A 16,282-nucleotide genomic window follows, 5' to 3' on the forward strand; every position below is an offset into this window, starting at 1 on the left:
ATGGGACAAAGTTGCGGAAGCTGGCAAGTTAATTAGTCAAATCAATATCAGTACTGAAGGTCTTTTGCTACAAGGTAAAAGAATACAATTAGATGGCGACGTTACAATGACAACGGCTTTTGCTCTTTTTTATCTTCCATTGCTGTTCTTCATTCTGCCTTTTAGTTTGACAATGCAGCATATTCACTAGCAATTTTCCCAATTAATGCTTCATCTTTTAATTGAGTGACTTCGCGAATGACCGCTTCAACAGATTGATTAGTCAATAATTTTTCCATTTGTTGACTTTCTTCATCATTAACATCACGATACATCAGTGCTTTAGCAACTGTTTGAATCAAATGCTCCGTTTCAAGACCTCTTTCATTTGCTTCTCGAATCGGACGAATAAAGCGCTCGTCATAGCCTAATTTACGCATTGGTGTTCTAGCTACACGCGTTATATCATCTGAAATGTATGGATTAACAAATCGAGAAAGAATTTTAGCAATGTACGCTTTATGCTCTTCAGCATCAAACTGCCATTTTTCAATCATTAAAGCGCCCGTTTCAGCTAGTACAGCTTCAACTTGTTGTTTCACTTTTTCATCTTTTAACGCTTCATCGATAGTCTTATATCCTTCATATTTGCCAACATAAGCGGTCGTTGCATGCCCAGTATTTACAGTAAATAATTTCCTTTCAATAAACGGTTCTAAATCAGGTGCGTAATGTACACCTTCTAAATGCAGCTCAGTATTCTTTAATTTAGACTCATCAATGACCCATTCTTTATATCCTTCAACAGACACGAATAATTTATCTTCATGAGATTGGAGTGGAACGATACGGTCAACTGCTGCATCTGGAAAACCAATGTATTGTTCCACATAGCTTATGTCTTCATTATCTAAATGTTTTAGCACTTCTTCTTTAAGAAATGTACTACCACCAATCATATTTTCACAAGCAATCACGTCCATTGGTTGCATCGATTGTCTCGCTCTTCTTTTTTGAATCCCTTTAGCAATCAATGGAGCAATGTATGGTAAAATTTTCGGACCAATTGCCGTTGTTACGATATCTGCTTCTTCAAACGCTGCAATGACTTCTTCTGGGTGAGTTCCGTTGTTGATGCCATAAACATTATTGACAGTGAGTTGCGGTGTCCCTTCTTGAGCCAATTCGATTATATATTCATTTTTATCATTTAAAGCATCGATGATTTCTTTATTCACATCAACAAAAGCAATCTTAAAACCATTTTTATTCAAGACTTCTCCTATAAATCCACGACCAATATTTCCTCCACCAAAATGAATCGCTAACATATTATTCAATCCCCTCTAGTAATTCTTTTATTTCTTGCTCAGATGATGCGTCTGCCAATTTAACAACATTCTCGACTTCTGAACAATAGACAGCGATTTGTGAAAGGATATCTAAATGCTCGTTACCCACACCAGCTATTCCGAAAACAACTGTTACTAATTTTTCTTCCTCAGGAGTCCCAAAATCTACTCCTCCTGGAATTTGAACAATTGAAATACCTGATTGATTGATTAAGTCTTTTGAATTTTCCGTTCCGTGTGGAATAGCAATAAAGTTGCCCATATACGTTGTTACATTTTCTTCGCGTTTCAGCATTTCTTCAATGTATCCTGCTTTTACGTATTCATTTTCTACTAAAATTTCACCCGCTGCACGTATAGCCTCTTCTTTTGTGTTAAATGATTGGTTTAATTTAATGCTCGTTAATTCTAAAATATCCATAATTGATTCTCTCCTTGAGTTTTATTTTTTTAATTTTTCTAAAAAGATACTGCTTAAATAGTTGTTTAACAATTGCTTAGAACCTGAATTAAAGATTTCCATTGTTAAATCACTCTCAACAATTGCTGAACTAATCGAACCCAAGATTTCTTGTGAACTCTCGCTTAATGGATCTGGGCCCAGCATCATCAGAATTCGCTGCATCTGGATTGGATTCCGATCGATTCCGAGTACTTCAAGCGCTTTTGGTAATTCGTAAATCGAAAAAAATGGTTGTTTAATGGTTGAATCAATACAGTGAAATAATGCCATATTTGTATTAGGAAGTCCAATAGGAGCTAACTCCATTCGATCCATTAATTTATGAACAATACGGTCACTATCTGTTAAAACACGGTCTTCCAAATTTTTACAAATGGCTGAAATAACGGGTCTTAATTCTTGCGACACAACCGTTTGTTGCACATCAAAACTTTCCAAAATCTCATTGGCAATTGACATCTTTTGATAGTATTCTTTAAATTCTGATTCATCTTTTTGATTGGTAAGAATGATTTTCTCGTTTTTTTCTTTACTTTTTTTCTTTTCAGAAATAATTTGACGAATATACAATTGGATACTTTTGATTTCGTTATCCATTAACAATGGAGTCACAACTTTGTATTCCGTTTCAAATCCTTGTAAAAAAATCGTTGATAAAATCAAATCGTATTCATCAAAATCAATCCGGTGTAGTTTAGATATTCTAGAAATTTCAATAGTGGTTATTTCTGGAATGTATTTACGAATGCGACTTTCCAATATTTTAGCTGTTCCCACCCCACTTGAGCAAATAACCAGAGCCTTTAATTCTTGTACTTTAGGTTGTCTTTCAAATGCGGAAGCAAAATGAATGACAATATAAACAATTTCATTCGGCAAAAAATGAATCATTGGAAAAATATGCGTTAGCTTTTCTTTAACAGAAGAACTCAAATCGCTATACTGCATTAGAATTTTTTCTAGTAAAGGGTTGTTACTCTCTGGCATTGGGGCAATCGCTCGTTTAATGGCAGCTGAAATATGTGCTAATAAGTCATGAAAAAGAGTTTCGTCTTGGTTGAAGTTCCAATCCAATTCATTCGAAACTAGCCGAATCAATTCCCTCACTTTATAACCTAGGTCTGTATCGTACTCTTCTGAGAGAAAGTCATTACGCAGCGGAACATTCAACCCTTGAATTTGGAGACCTAAAAATTGAATTTCTTCCTTTGTAATGGCTATGCCATATAATTTTTGCATAAAATCATAAACAGCCGTTGCTGTTTCAATACTTTTCGTTTGATCACTGTCCGCTAATAAAGTTGTGGCTCCAAAAGAATGAATCTGGTGCCCTTCACGTAACCTCATAATCGAGATACATAGCAATATGACTAAACGCTGCAATTGACTATCGGTGACTTCATCAAAATAATGTTGACCAAATTGTTTAACCACTGCGTATACATGGTAAAGGTCTTCTTTACTTAATTGTTTTAAAAATGGATTTTGGCTAACCTCCCACTCTTTGGCGTCACCTTTAGTTTCATTTTCCATTAATTGAAAGAAATCATATTCATTGATTTCACTATGGATTAAACCACTAATAATCAAACGACGACTGCTTTCTGATGCAACTGCTTGAATACCTTTAGCTTTTTTACGCTCGATATCAATTTTGTACGCTTTAAATACTTCCTCAATTGAAATCAAATCTGCTTGAATCGTACTAATACTGACTTGAAGATCCATGGCAAGGGATTCCATCTTCACTTCTTTTTCTTGCATCAATAGCTTAATCACTAACATACTTTGCCGTTGTTGAGCTGTTAATTCTTCTGGAGAAGCAGACAAGTGTTGCTGTAATTCTTTAAATAAAGCCGGTTTTCCAACAAGTCGGTAACCAATATCTGACTCTCGTATCAATTTAATTTGATACTTAGCCAACGTACTCTCCAGGCTAGAAAGTTCCCTGTAGATTGTTCGATTACTGACTTTTAATTCATCACTTAAGTAATTTACTGTGACGCCATTCTTTTGTTCAAGTAAGACTTCAATGATCTCTTTTTCTCTTTTAGAAATGTACAATTTTTCCATCTCGTTTCTAGACAAAGTTTAAACAGATAAAAGCAGTGAATACGCACTCACCGCTTTTATCCCTTACTTATTTGCATCTTATTGTCTAGATAAAATGCTTATGATTGTTTTTTTAATGTTTCAACAATTTCTTCATATTTAGGACTGTTCAAGAAATTATCAACTGAAACTTGAGTTGCTGTTGGTGTTTTTTGTGTAGCACGTGGTGTTAATTCTTTTTGAGTAATCACCAATAAACCGTCTTCATCTTTTAAATTACTGATTGCTGAATTGGTTACCGAAATATCTAAACCAGCATCTTTCACTTTCTTACGCATAATAGAAGCTCCCATTGCGCTTGATCCCATACCAGCATCACAAGCAAAGATAATGCGTTTGATCTCTTTTTGTCCGACAACTGCAGTATCATCTGCAACCACTGCTTGAGTTGTTGGAGCTGTTGTTCTGTTGTTTGCTCCCTTTGATTCAGCTTTTAATGATTGTGATTCTTGAACTTTTGCTGAGAAATTGTCTTCTTCAATTGTTTCTGTTGATTTATCAGATTTAAGAATGACCATAGCCACTAAGAATGAAACAGCTGCCGCTACGATGACACCTAGAAGAACTCCGATGTATCCACCTCTTGGAGTCATTGCTAATACAGCAATGATAGATCCTGGAGATGCCGCTGCTACTAAACCTGAATTGAAGATTGTATTTGTGAATGTACCCGCAACACCACCTGCAATTACAGATAAGAATAATGCCGGTTTCATTAATACATACGGGAAGTAGATTTCGTGAATCCCACCGATTAAGTGAATTAGAATAGCTCCTGGTGCAGAAGCTTTAGCAGCACCTTTTCCAAAGATTGAGTAAGCTAACAATAATCCTAAACCAGGTCCTGGATTAGCTTCTAATAGGAATAGAATTGATTTTCCAGTCTCTGCAGCTTGCTCAATTCCTAATGGTGTCAATATACCATGATTAATTGCATTATTCAAAAATAGGATTTTTGCGGGTTCAATAAAAATATTTGCTAGCGGTAATAGTCCTGCATTAACAACCCAGTCAACTCCACTTGCAAGTGCATTTGTTAACGCTGTTACAAAAGGTCCGACAGCATAAAATGCGATAACAGATAAAATAAATCCAATAATTCCACTTGAAAAGTTATTAACTAACATCTCAAATCCAGCTCTGATTTTATCTTTAAAGATATCATCAAATTTCTTGACTAAGAATCCACCCAAAGGTCCTAAGGCCATAGCACCAATAAACATTGGAACTCCTGATCCTACGATAACTCCCATCGTTGCAATCGCTCCAACAACAGCTCCACGTTGACCATATACCATGCTTCCACCTGTGTATCCAATTAATAATGGCAATAAATATTTCAGCATCGGATCAACCATAGTTGCTAAATCAGCATTTGGAAGCCAACCTGCCTCAATAAATAAGGCTGTAATAATACCCCATGCAATAAATGCACCTATATTCGGCATAACCATACTGCTTAGGTAACTCCCAAAACGTTGGACAGTAGCTTTTGTTCCTTTTTTCTGTGTTTGTTCCACGGTAATTCCTCCTTTAATCTTTTTTTGTTAACCTAAGTTTATCTTCGTTTGTATCCGATTACAACGGAATCTAGTGTTGAGTTTGGCAACAATGAGTTTGTCAAATGTACCGTTAACAGTAAGTTATCATTTTATAATGCTTACCGTTAACGCTCTAATGTTGTTTCCTAAACTGATATAGACCATTATACCACTTTATAAATAAATGTTGACATTCTATTTTCATTCCTTTATTATTAACCTGCTTGACAGATTAATAACTTTTTTAGTGTATATACCAATTTAAATTAATTATAAAAAAACACTACAAGAATAACTTTGATAACCCAATAATAAAACTAAAAAAGTTGCTTTCACCAAGGAAGATTACTAAGAAAAAGAAAGTAGGAATTTAGACATGTGCGGAATCGTTGGCTATATTGGAAGACAAGATGCAAAAGATATTTTATTACAAGGACTTGAAATGTTAGAATACCGTGGTTATGATTCAGCTGGTATTTATGTAATGGATGACCAAGATCAAGGGCATTTATTTAAAGAAAAAGGACGGATTGCTGCTTTAAGAGAAAAAGTGGATCATAATGTTCCTGCAAAAACGGGTATCGGACATACACGTTGGGCAACTCATGGAGTTCCTAGTGTTGAAAACGCTCATCCTCACCAATCAAATAGCGGTCGTTTTAACCTTGTTCATAACGGAGTAATTGAAAACTACAAAGCAGTAAGAGATGCTTTCCTGACAGATACAACATTGCATAGCGATACAGATACAGAAATTATTGTACAATTGATTGCATGGTATGTTGAAGAAGAAGGATTAGAAACGATTGATGCTTTCAAAAAAGCAATCGTAGCGTTAAAAGGTTCTTACGCTTTAGCATTGATTGACAACGAAAACCCTGATGTTGTTTATGCAGCTAAAAATAAAAGTCCTTTGCTTTTAGGTAGAGGAGATGGATTCAACGTTATTTGTAGCGATGCTATGGCGATGATTCAAGAGACGAATCAATTTGTCGAACTGATGGATGGCGAAATTGCTACTTTGACCGTTGATGATATCAAGATTGAAACACTTGCTGGTGATGTGATCACCCGTGCTTCATATACTGCGTTATTAGATGCAAATGATTTAAGCAAAGGTACTTATCCTCACTACATGGCTAAAGAGATTGATGAGCAACCTGCCGTTATGCGTAAAATTGTGCAAAACTACCAAAATGACAAAGGTGAGTTAGAAATTGATTCAGCTATTCTTGAAGAATTGACAGCCAGCGACCGTATTTACATTATTGCTTGTGGCACAAGTTACAATGCGGGTTGGGTCGGCAAACAAATTCTTGAAAACTTAACAAATATTCCAACAGAAGTTCATTTATCAAGCGAATTCGGCTACAATACACCATTGCTAACTGAGAAACCATTCTTTATTTTCTTATCTCAAAGTGGTGAAACTGCTGATAGTCGTCAAGTATTAGTGAAAATCAATGATTTAAACTACCCTTCACTAACTTTAACAAATGTTCATGGATCTACTCTTTCTAGAGAAGCAAAATATACATTATTATTGCATGCCGGTCCTGAAATCGCAGTTGCTTCAACTAAAGCCTATACAGCACAAATTGCCGTACTTGCTATTCTTGGAGAACTTGCAGGTCGCAAAAAAGGACTTGATTTGGACTTAGATATTGCTCATGAATTAGGAATTGCCGCTACAGCTATCGAATCAATCATTGACGAAAAAGAAATTTTTGAACAACTATCTGTTACACACTTAAGCATCAGCCGTAATGCCTTTTACATTGGACGCGGTATTGATTACTATGTTGTAATGGAAGCTGCACTTAAATTGAAAGAAGTTTCATATGTTCAAACTGAAGGCTTTGCAGCCGGAGAATTAAAACATGGAACAATCGCATTAATCGAAGAAGGCACTCCTGTTATCTCAATCATTACTGACGAAATCACTGCTGGACATACGCGTGGAAACGCTCAAGAAGTTATTTCTCGTGGAGCACACAGCATGATTATTTCTTTAGATGGTTTAGATCAACCAGAAGATGCATATGTCTTGCCAAAAGTGCATCATTTATTAACACCTTTAGTAAGTGTTATTCCAACTCAATTGATCGCTTACTATACTAGCTTACACCGTGGAAACGATGTTGATAAACCAAGAAACTTAGCTAAAAGCGTAACTGTTGAATAAACAGTACATTTCAGTACCAAAAAAGGTTCATTGCAAATAATTGCAATGAACCTTTTTTGGCTTTACACCTAAGCACTCTTTGATCATTTACGGTTACTAAAACAGTTGCACGGTTAAGTGATGTGTAAGTGCAACTTCACTTTATCGTGCAACGGACTTGGATGATACAGTGAGAACCAAACCAAGCTCCACTGTATCCTCCATAACGGTTTCACGATACAGTAAAACCCCTAATTGAACTCACTCTATCATGCAAAAAAATAAATTTACAGTTCGATTAGGCTTTTTGATTCCATTGTCTTATTTCGTACTAATTTCCGTCAAAAAAGCGCATAGACGACTTAAAAACCGTTCATCTCTGCACTATTTTCTAAATTTAATTAATCTATATAAAAAATTTATTTATTAAGACGACTCATTTCTTATCAAACCTTTTAAAGCTACCAATAAACTAAACGGGTTCTATCCACACACAGCCAATTGTTTGAGAGGCCGGTAAAATAGCGGTATATCGTCCATGATTATCATAGGCTTTAAAAAATAGTTTATTTTCTTCATTATATCCGTAAGCGTAAACCACTACCCAATGATTCTTATAAGGACTTCCAAATAAAGTTGCTGTACCCACTGCCACCGGTATGGGGTGTTCTCTACTTAACAAAGAGACTACTTTCTTTTCAGCAACAATGCGCATTTTAACTGCAAAATCGTCATTTTCTTTTAGCATCCAGTTCAATCCATGCCATACATCCCAAGGAAAAGTACCTTTGTAAGCAAAAGTATCATCAATAACCGTCTTTAAACCAGCAATCAATTTTTCTTTTTCTAAATCGATGCCATATTTCTGATTAAAAGCATCATGCAAAATTACTGCTCCTACATATGTACCACAAATTCCTGGTTTAACAGCATTGATCCAATTTTTGTACTTTCTGAAACGGGCAGGTTTCAACCCAATCCATTTTTTAGGATAAGTCTGTTTTAGTTGCTTAGTCATTATATCCTCCTTAGACTTCTACCATTTTTCTCTTTAACGTTATTTAAATACAAAAGAGCTTGAAAGTAAAGAAAATCCTTTACTTTCAAGCCCTTAGTTTATCCTTTACATATGAATAGGTAATCCCATAGCTAATTCAGCTGTATCCATTACTGATTCAGCAAGCGATGGATGCGCATGTATGGTTAATGAAATATCTTCAGCAACCATTTCTAATTCAATTGCTAGCGCTAATTCTGCAATAACATCTCCAGCACTTACCCCAATAACTTGTGCTCCAACAATTTTGTTTGTGTTTTCTTCAGTGATCATACGGACAAACCCTTCAGTCGCATTTAATGATAATGCTCGTCCATTCCCTGCTAATGAGAATTTACTGACTTTGTATTCTTTGTTGCCTTTTACTTCATCAGCAGCTAATCCTACTGTGGCGATTTCAGGTTCTGTATAAGCCGCAATCGGCATCGTTTTATAATTCACCACTGAATCTTTACCAGAAATAACTTCTGCTACGATCTTTGCATCATGACTTGCTTTGTGCGCAAACGCAGGTCCTGGAGTAATGTCTCCAATTGCATAAACACCTTCAACCCCCGTTCTTAAAGAGTCATCAACATCAATTCTGCCAGTTTCTAACAATTTAACACCAACAGCTTCTAAATTCAATTTAGCTGTATTAGGCACTCGACCAGCAGAAACCAATACATAATCTGATTCAATTGTTTCTTCTTTCCCATTTTTTTCATAAGTGACGGTTACTACGTCATTTATTTGTGAAGATTTAGTAATATTTACGCCTTCGATAACGTCAACGCCTTTTTCGGCGTAACTTTTCTTAACTAATTTAACCATATCTTTGTCAAAGAAATTGATGATACTGTCTTCTTTTTCAAGAATCGTTACTTTAGAACCAAAGTTGTTAAACGCAAATGCTAATTGAGTCGCAACATATCCGCCACCTACAATGACTAAACGTTTCGGAAGTTCAGTAATGTTCAATCCGCCAGTTGTATCCACAATACGTCCGCCAAATGGGACTTCTGAGACTGCTAGAGGTGAACTCCCTGTAGCAATGACAACATTTTTAAATTCAAGTTTTTGAGATCCGTCTTTAGTTTCAACGGTTAAATGATTTTTATCTGTAAAAGTAGCTGTTCCACGAATAATTTCTACTTTATTTTTTTTCAATAAGCCTTCAACACCACGTGTCAACATGCTTACTACTTTTGTATCTTTCCAGTTCTGCATTTTTGTAATATCCAATGTAACATTTGACGTTGTAATTCCAAATGTTTCTGCATGTTGCGCATTGTGAAAATGATGTCCAGCAGTAATCAATGCTTTAGAAGGGATACAACCAACGTTTAAACAAACCCCACCAATAGACTCTTTTTCAATAATAGTGACCTTCTGCCCTAGTTGCGTTGCTCTTATTGCTGCAACATAGCCTCCTGGTCCTGCTCCAATAATCACGGTTTCTTTTTGAATAGTTGCCAAATTAGGTCAACTCCTTCTTAGTATTTATCTATACTATTTCAACAAGTTAATAGCTAGATTCACATCTCTATTTTACTCGAAACAGTAGAATAATCCAAGAAAAACAACTAAGTATGTGAAGAAATATTCAAAAAAACCTAAAATTATTTCTTTTATAGTGCACTTGAATGTGAAGAACGCATCTACATTTGGTTAATCTAATGATTCACTTCTTATTTTCCAAATATTAAAATAGATATAGGTCATTTTCCTAGCTAAAACACAGGATTTTTTAACCTTTTGACTACTGAGCTCATTTAATGAAAAGTGATACAGATTTTGTTTAGCTTCTTTAATTTGCTGCCAATTTTTGCTTTCTTCATTTAAAAGATGCATCAATAATTGAATTGAATAATTCACATACTGTTCTTTTATAATCGAAACATCAAACTTTTCCACTCCCTTGGTTAGTTCGATGATTTTCAATAGTGTTTTTGGACCAGAAAGTTTTTCTTTTGTAAGTTCATTAAAAAAAGGCGCATGTTTATAAGCAATATAGTGATAATGCAAATTAGGATCATAGATAATTTTTTTGCTCTTCAAAATACATTGAATGGACATTAACAAATCTCCAAAAATATCCACAGTTAGATCAAATTCAAGAGCAGGATCAGAACGAAATAAATCAATTGCGAATAGCTTATTACACAAAAAACTTTGAAGCCTAAATTGATCCGTTATTTTTTTTAGCGCTTTTTCTTTTGTCCAAATTACTGTATTTGAATCTTCAATTGCCATTTGGTCAGCTTTATCTAGTTCTTCTCCATAATTGGCTATGACTATATCAGCTTGATTCTTAATAATGGTTAATAAGAGTTTTTCAATCATAAGATCATCTATTCGGTCAACAGGGTTAATAAAACTAACATATTCACCTTTAGCCATATGCAAACCCTTATCTAATGCCTCTGAAAAATTCTTCACCTTTTTATGAAAAACTTTAAAACGAGGATCAACTCGTGCAAAGCGATCACATATCGCACCACTCAAGTCTGTGGATCCTTCATCAATTAAAATAATTTCAATATTTCGGTAAGATTGAAACCGCAAACTATTTAAACAGTGCCGTAATACTTTTTCAACGTTGTAAACGGGAACAATGATTGACAACATAACTGCTCCTCCTTTCTCACTCCATCATGGATAGTCAGTCTTGTCCATGTTCCCTTCCTAGATGTCACTATCCAACTAGTTGTCTTTACGCTGCTGCTTGATGCAATTTAGCAAAATAAATCAATTGTTCTTTTAATGATGCTTCACTACATCCTTCTAAAGTTTTCAAAAACAACATCACTTCTTCTAATGAGCGCATCACTGCTTTTCCTACAAATATCTTATCGTATACTTTTTCACCAGTGTTTTCACTAGCAATCAGCAATTCTTCATAAAGCTTTTCTCCAGGACGGATACCCGTTTCAATAACAGGTATTTCATCATTACTAAACCCGCTTAATTTGATTACTTTTTTAGCCAAATCAACGATTTTAACAGGGTTACCCATATCTAAAACAAATATCTCTCCGCCTTTTGCTAAAGTACCCGCTTGAATGACTAAACGACTGGCTTCAGGAATGGTCATAAAGTAGCGTGTCATTCGAAAATCGGTCACAGTCACTGGACCTCCAGCTTTAATCTGCTCTTTAAATAACGGAACCACACTGCCTCGACTGCCTAACACATTTCCAAAACGTACGGCTGCAAAATTCGTTTGTCCTTTTTCATTCAAACTAGTCACGATCATTTCAGCGATGCGCTTCGTTGCACCCATAACATTCGGTGGATTAACTGCCTTATCAGTAGAAATCATAATGAACGTTCCCACTTTTGCTGCTTTTGATGCTTCAGCAATATTTTTTGTACCATACACATTGTTTCTTAAGGCTTCAAATGTATTCGATTCCATCATTGGTACATGTTTGTGAGCAGCCGCATGATAAACGATGTCTGGTTTATACATTTCCATGATATCAAACATTCTTTGTCGATTTTGTACGTCTGCTATAACGGGTGTGATCTCGATTTTCCCAACATATTTTTTGTTCAATTCGCGATGAATTTGATAGATAGAATTTTCTCCATGCCCTAATAAAATAATCTTTTTAGGAGAAAAATCAGATATAATGCGGCAAATTTCTGAGCCTATCGAGCCACCAGCACCACTGACTAAAATCGTTTTACCAAATAAATCTTCTGAAATTTGTTTAGTATCTAATGTCACCTCGTCTCTGCCCAGTAAATCGACAACATCGATTTCTCTGAAGCGACTAACCATTAGCTTCCCATTCATCACATCTTCGATCGAAGGCATTAAATTTACCGGAAGATTGATTTTGTTACAAATTTCTAAAATTTGCTCTAGCTGTTTCGGCTTCAAAGAAGGAATAGCAATCGTAATCTGCTCGACGGCTAATTTTTTTGTATACATTGGAATATCAGAAGCCTTTCCTAAAATTGGGATACCATATAGCCGCATACCATGTTTAGTTTTGTTATCATCTACAATACCTACTACTTTTATATCTGTTGATGTTTTCAAAATATTCTTTATAAATAAATTTCCGCCGTCTCCTGCACCAACGACTAGCGTACGAATTTTTTTAGTAGTCTTTTTCTCAGGCGATATACCTGTTTTATAGTCATGGAAAATTCTAAAAACGATATGTCCTCCACTGACTAATAATAAAGAAATAAGGTAAATCAATAGAATATACCTGTAACTCATTTCATCTAACAATAAAACAGCAAGGGTCGTCGTTACTCCAAACGATACTGTGATCGAAATAAAAATGATTAGCATATCTTTGATGCTTGTGTAACGATAGAGAGTGGCACAGATACCAGAATAGCCAGCTAAAATGCTATAGCCTGCTATTCCAAAAGCAACCATAAATAAGTAAGAGGTCATCGGGAGTGCTACATAAGGATTTAAAAAGAAATAAGCTATCACACCTGCTAAAAGGATTACGGAACTATCTAATAACATATAAAGACTTTTTTTATTTAGGATCGTTCGAATCATTTTGATCACTCCTATTATTTTTTAAGTAATAAATCATTAACTTAGTTTTCACAAAACTTTAGCCAATACTTTCTAATTCTTTTTCTTTAGAGTAATAATTCGCATTCATCCCTTTTATTCGTTCTTTGCTATTGAATATTGCTCCTATAACATTGGCTTGTACTAAGTTTAAAAGTTCTTTAGCTTTTAAAATATCGCTTAGATCAGCTACTTCTTTTCGGATGACAAATACTGTACCGTCTGCTTTGTTTCCCATAACTTGTGCATCGGTTACGATATTGACAGGTGGTAAATCAAAAATAATCAAATCGTACTCTTTTTTGACTAAAGCAATAAACTGTGCCATTCGTTGTGAAGCCAACAACTCTGAAGGATTAGGCGGTAAAGCACCACTTGTCAGCAAGCTTAAATTCTCCTGCCGTGTTTGGTGAACAAGATGGATCAGTTGACTACCTTTAGTTGTCAAGATTTTCGTCAGCCCCAGTTGATTTTCCACTTTAAATAACTTATGGAGCGAAGGATTTCGCATATCAGCATCTACAAGTAACACTTTTTTTCCTTGTGAAGCAAAAACAATAGCCAAATTAGCGGCAATAGTCGATTTCCCTTCACCTTGTCTTGAAGAAGTTACCATCAATGTCTTTAATTCTTTATCAATCATTGAGAACTGAATATTGGTTCGAAGTGTTCGAAATTCTTCTGAAATAAAAGAAGAAGGATTTGTTAGGGTAATTAAGTTTTTTCCTTCGTATAAATCATTATTTTTTCTACTTTTAAACATGATTAATCTCCTCCCAAAACTTTTTTAGATTGATTCGCTGGTGCAGTGAAAACGGGTTGTTTTTCTTCAATGGATCCTTCTGCTTTTGTCATCTCAGTAATATTACCTAAGTGGATCCAGCCAAGTTTTTCAGTAATAATCCGTTCATCATGCACTTTTTTATCCATCGTTTCTAGAATAATGGTTAGAATCATCCCTAATAAAAATCCGACCAATGCGCCTACGATTTGATTTAACATTAAATTAGGTGAAATCGAATCCGAATTCACTTTTGCTTTTGAAAGAATCGCTACATTTTCAACGTTAATGATGTCGTTTATATTTTCTTGAAATGTCGCAGCTACAAGATTAGCTATCTCTGCCGCACGAGTTGGATCTGAATCCGTGACTTTTATACCAAATATTTGGGAATCATCTTGAGTGATGATATCAATTTTACTTTGCAGCTCAATTTCAGATAAATCAGTTCCTAGTTCATTGATCACCCTGTCAATTACAACAGGGTCTTCTATGATGTCTCGGTAAGTATTGATCATTTGAATATTCTTTTCGATTTCCCCTAACTCTATAGATTGTGTGTTTGTATTTTTTCTACTAACTAGTAGCTGCGTTGTAGAAGTGTATTGAGGAATAAGTAAATAGTTTGTTAAGAGCGTTGTGAGTGCAATTCCCATTAAAATTAACAGTGTAATTACCCACCAGCGTTTCTTTAATATTTTAAACAAGTCTACCATTCCAATCATCTTCATCATCTTATGTTCCTCCTCATAATCGTTCATTTCAAAAAGTGACTAGTTCTAATTTTTGACTTTATATCTTTTTGAATGATAAAATTTCTCTTTTAACACTACAAAAAGATCCTTTAAGTAGGGGATTTTCAAAGCGACTGAGCAGCTGCCATACGTTACAGCTCCGATTACAATTTGGACTAATGTTGTTACAAAATTATCATCCATTCCATTGGTAGTCAGTTTGATCGTTCCGGCCATCGCTGCTGCCGAAACCACCATCTTAAAAATCAAACGACTATCAAATGTGAACTTATTCTGTTTGTTTAAATAAATCAGCCGGAATACCGTAACAAATGTTTCTACTATTAAACTTGTGATAACAGATCCTAAGACACCTAATAGTGGAATCAAGGTAAAATTCAACAAAATACTGATTGCTGCACCGCCAAAGGTAGAAAAAGCATAAATTTTTGTGTTTCCTCTAGGCAATAAATATTGATTACTAATAGCGATTCCAATCGGCATAATGATAATAACGGGTGCGATAATAGGAACGAAAACCTTCAACACCTCGAAATCATTTCCAAAAAACCAAGGAACCAGCGTTGCTGCTAAGGCACTTACACCAAATGCTGCTGGTATAGAGATAAATAATTGAGCATGAATCAAGCTATGAAGGGTTTTATTTATTTCATCAATCTTATTTTTTGAAAACAAATTACTCATTTTTGGAAGCATAACCAAATTAATGGTTGAGATCATTGTAATGATAATCGTGCTTAGATTAAGCGTATTTGTATAGATCCCAACAGCAGTTTGACTCTCTAAGACTCCTAAAATCGTTTTACTTAATGTCGTGTAAAAAATAACCGCTATTTGAGGGAAGAAATAAGCCACCATTGGGAACAAATGCCTCATCATTTGTTTAATAGGAACAAACCTGAACGAGATTTTTTTATAGATAAATCCCCACATCACTAACTGTGAAAAAAGATTTCCTAATGCTTGCAACAACAGATAGAGCGGTAAATCACTATACTCTTTAATAAAAAAGACAATTCCAAAAAAGACAACTGTTTGAACCGCTAAATTGCTTAAACTAACCTTTTTAAAATCTTCCATTCCCATAAAGAACCAAGAGATATCAAACAACACTGCGATAATGTGCAGCGATTGAATAATGTAATAGAGAAAGTCTCTGTGAAGAAAAACTATTACCACAACTGAATAGAGGATGAACGAAACCACAGTTGTCACTAATTTTAAACTGATTAATTCAGAAAACGTTTTGTTTAATTTTTCTTTATCTTCTCGAACCATTGCAATCTCGCGATTTCCATACAATGTGATACCTAAACCAGATAGTAAGATAAAATATTCGGCTATCGAATTGGTAAAGGAATAGATTCCGATACCATGAGCGCCCAACGCTTTAGAAATAATTGGAATGGTTACAATGGGCATTAAAATTCTGATACCTTGAAATAATGACTGATAAAATAAATTTTTCCCAACACTTGATGTCATTTTTAAGCACCTCAGTTTTATTGACTTAGCCTTATTGAATAAAGACCCCTTTCATTAAA

Annotated in this window: 13 protein-coding genes; 2 read left to right on the top strand and 11 right to left on the bottom strand. The window is 35.0% G+C overall.

The genetic code is table 11. From position 1 onward, the window contains the following. On the top strand, nt 1–190 hold a 190-nt coding region (locus CAT7_RS12430), incomplete at its 5' end, for a hypothetical protein (protein WP_007724983.1). Here the strand turns inward: CAT7_RS12430 and CAT7_RS09555 are convergent. The 4 genes from CAT7_RS09555 to CAT7_RS09570 all read right to left on the bottom strand — a co-directional run bounded on the left by CAT7_RS09555 (nt 162) and on the right by CAT7_RS09570 (nt 5,426). Continuing rightward, the gene (locus CAT7_RS09555; protein WP_007724984.1) at nt 162–1,310 is read right to left on the bottom strand and encodes a mannitol-1-phosphate 5-dehydrogenase; all 1,149 of its coding nucleotides are present in this window, start codon (nt 1,308–1,310) and stop codon (nt 162–164) included. The two genes, CAT7_RS12430 and CAT7_RS09555, sit on opposite strands and share 29 nt — an antisense overlap. A 1-nt stretch (nt 1,311) precedes the next feature. Continuing rightward, the gene (locus CAT7_RS09560; RefSeq protein WP_007724986.1) at nt 1,312–1,752 is read right to left on the bottom strand and encodes a PTS sugar transporter subunit IIA; all 441 of its coding nucleotides are present in this window, start codon (nt 1,750–1,752) and stop codon (nt 1,312–1,314) included. Nucleotides 1,753–1,773: 21 nt separating this feature from the next. Then, on the bottom strand, nt 1,774–3,882 hold the full coding sequence (locus tag CAT7_RS09565; protein WP_331279836.1) for a BglG family transcription antiterminator: 2,109 nt from the start codon (nt 3,880–3,882) through the stop codon (nt 1,774–1,776). Between the two features lie 83 nt (nt 3,883–3,965). After that, entirely contained in the window at nt 3,966–5,426 is a 1,461-nt protein-coding gene (locus CAT7_RS09570) for a PTS mannitol transporter subunit IICB (RefSeq protein ID WP_007724991.1), read from the bottom strand. A gap of 397 nt (nt 5,427–5,823) precedes the next feature. On the opposite strand from CAT7_RS09570, the gene glmS reads away from it, so the two are divergent. Next, a complete protein-coding gene (gene glmS, locus CAT7_RS09575; RefSeq protein ID WP_007724999.1) occupies nt 5,824–7,632 on the top strand; it encodes a glutamine--fructose-6-phosphate transaminase (isomerizing) in 1,809 nt (602 codons plus the stop codon). A 451-nt stretch (nt 7,633–8,083) separates the two neighbouring features. Here the strand turns inward: glmS and CAT7_RS09580 are convergent, their stop codons facing one another. The 7 genes from CAT7_RS09580 to CAT7_RS09610 form a co-directional block, all read right to left on the bottom strand. Further along, nucleotides 8,084–8,629 (bottom strand): hypothetical protein, encoded by a 546-nt coding sequence (locus CAT7_RS09580; RefSeq protein ID WP_007725002.1) that lies wholly within the window; start codon nt 8,627–8,629, stop codon nt 8,084–8,086. Nucleotides 8,630–8,734: 105 nt separating this feature from the next. Beyond that, a complete protein-coding gene (gene lpdA / locus CAT7_RS09585; RefSeq protein WP_007725005.1) occupies nt 8,735–10,126 on the bottom strand; it encodes a dihydrolipoyl dehydrogenase in 1,392 nt (463 codons plus the stop codon). A gap of 192 nt (nt 10,127–10,318) precedes the next feature. Next, nucleotides 10,319–11,278 (bottom strand): glycosyltransferase family 2 protein, encoded by a 960-nt coding sequence (locus CAT7_RS09590; RefSeq protein ID WP_007725008.1) that lies wholly within the window; start codon nt 11,276–11,278, stop codon nt 10,319–10,321. A gap of 85 nt (nt 11,279–11,363) precedes the next feature. After that, on the bottom strand, nt 11,364–13,184 hold the full coding sequence (locus CAT7_RS09595) for a polysaccharide biosynthesis protein (protein ID WP_007725011.1): 1,821 nt from the start codon (nt 13,182–13,184) through the stop codon (nt 11,364–11,366). A 58-nt stretch (nt 13,185–13,242) separates the two neighbouring features. Beyond that, nucleotides 13,243–13,965 (bottom strand): CpsD/CapB family tyrosine-protein kinase, encoded by a 723-nt coding sequence (locus CAT7_RS09600; RefSeq protein WP_007725014.1) that lies wholly within the window; start codon nt 13,963–13,965, stop codon nt 13,243–13,245. A gap of 2 nt (nt 13,966–13,967) precedes the next feature. Next, nucleotides 13,968–14,717 (bottom strand): YveK family protein, encoded by a 750-nt coding sequence (locus CAT7_RS09605; protein ID WP_007725017.1) that lies wholly within the window; start codon nt 14,715–14,717, stop codon nt 13,968–13,970. Nucleotides 14,718–14,762: 45 nt separating this feature from the next. After that, nucleotides 14,763–16,223 (bottom strand): oligosaccharide flippase family protein, encoded by a 1,461-nt coding sequence (locus CAT7_RS09610; RefSeq protein WP_007725019.1) that lies wholly within the window; start codon nt 16,221–16,223, stop codon nt 14,763–14,765. Nucleotides 16,224–16,282: the final 59 nt, after the last annotated feature.

It is taken from the genome of Carnobacterium sp. AT7, from assembly GCF_000171855.1.
GTDB lineage: Bacteria > Bacillota > Bacilli > Lactobacillales > Carnobacteriaceae > Carnobacterium_B > Carnobacterium_B jeotgali.

What these genes read in the sequence shown, in the direction of transcription:
- CAT7_RS09605 (WP_007725017.1), bottom strand. Translation starts at nt 14,717, where the DNA reads ATGATGAAGATGATTGGAATGGTAGACTTGTTTAAAATATTAAAGAAA.
- CAT7_RS09600 (WP_007725014.1), bottom strand. Translation starts at nt 13,965, where the DNA reads ATGTTTAAAAGTAGAAAAAATAATGATTTATACGAAGGAAAAAACTTA.
- CAT7_RS09590 (WP_007725008.1), bottom strand. Translation starts at nt 11,278, where the DNA reads ATGTTGTCAATCATTGTTCCCGTTTACAACGTTGAAAAAGTATTACGG.
- CAT7_RS09595 (WP_007725011.1), bottom strand. Translation starts at nt 13,184, where the DNA reads ATGATTCGAACGATCCTAAATAAAAAAAGTCTTTATATGTTATTAGAT.
- CAT7_RS09555 (WP_007724984.1), bottom strand. Translation starts at nt 1,310, where the DNA reads ATGTTAGCGATTCATTTTGGTGGAGGAAATATTGGTCGTGGATTTATA.
- glmS (WP_007724999.1), top strand. Translation starts at nt 5,824, where the DNA reads ATGTGCGGAATCGTTGGCTATATTGGAAGACAAGATGCAAAAGATATT.
- CAT7_RS09560 (WP_007724986.1), bottom strand. Translation starts at nt 1,752, where the DNA reads ATGGATATTTTAGAATTAACGAGCATTAAATTAAACCAATCATTTAAC.
- CAT7_RS09580 (WP_007725002.1), bottom strand. Translation starts at nt 8,629, where the DNA reads ATGACTAAGCAACTAAAACAGACTTATCCTAAAAAATGGATTGGGTTG.
- CAT7_RS09610 (WP_007725019.1), bottom strand. Translation starts at nt 16,223, where the DNA reads ATGACATCAAGTGTTGGGAAAAATTTATTTTATCAGTCATTATTTCAA.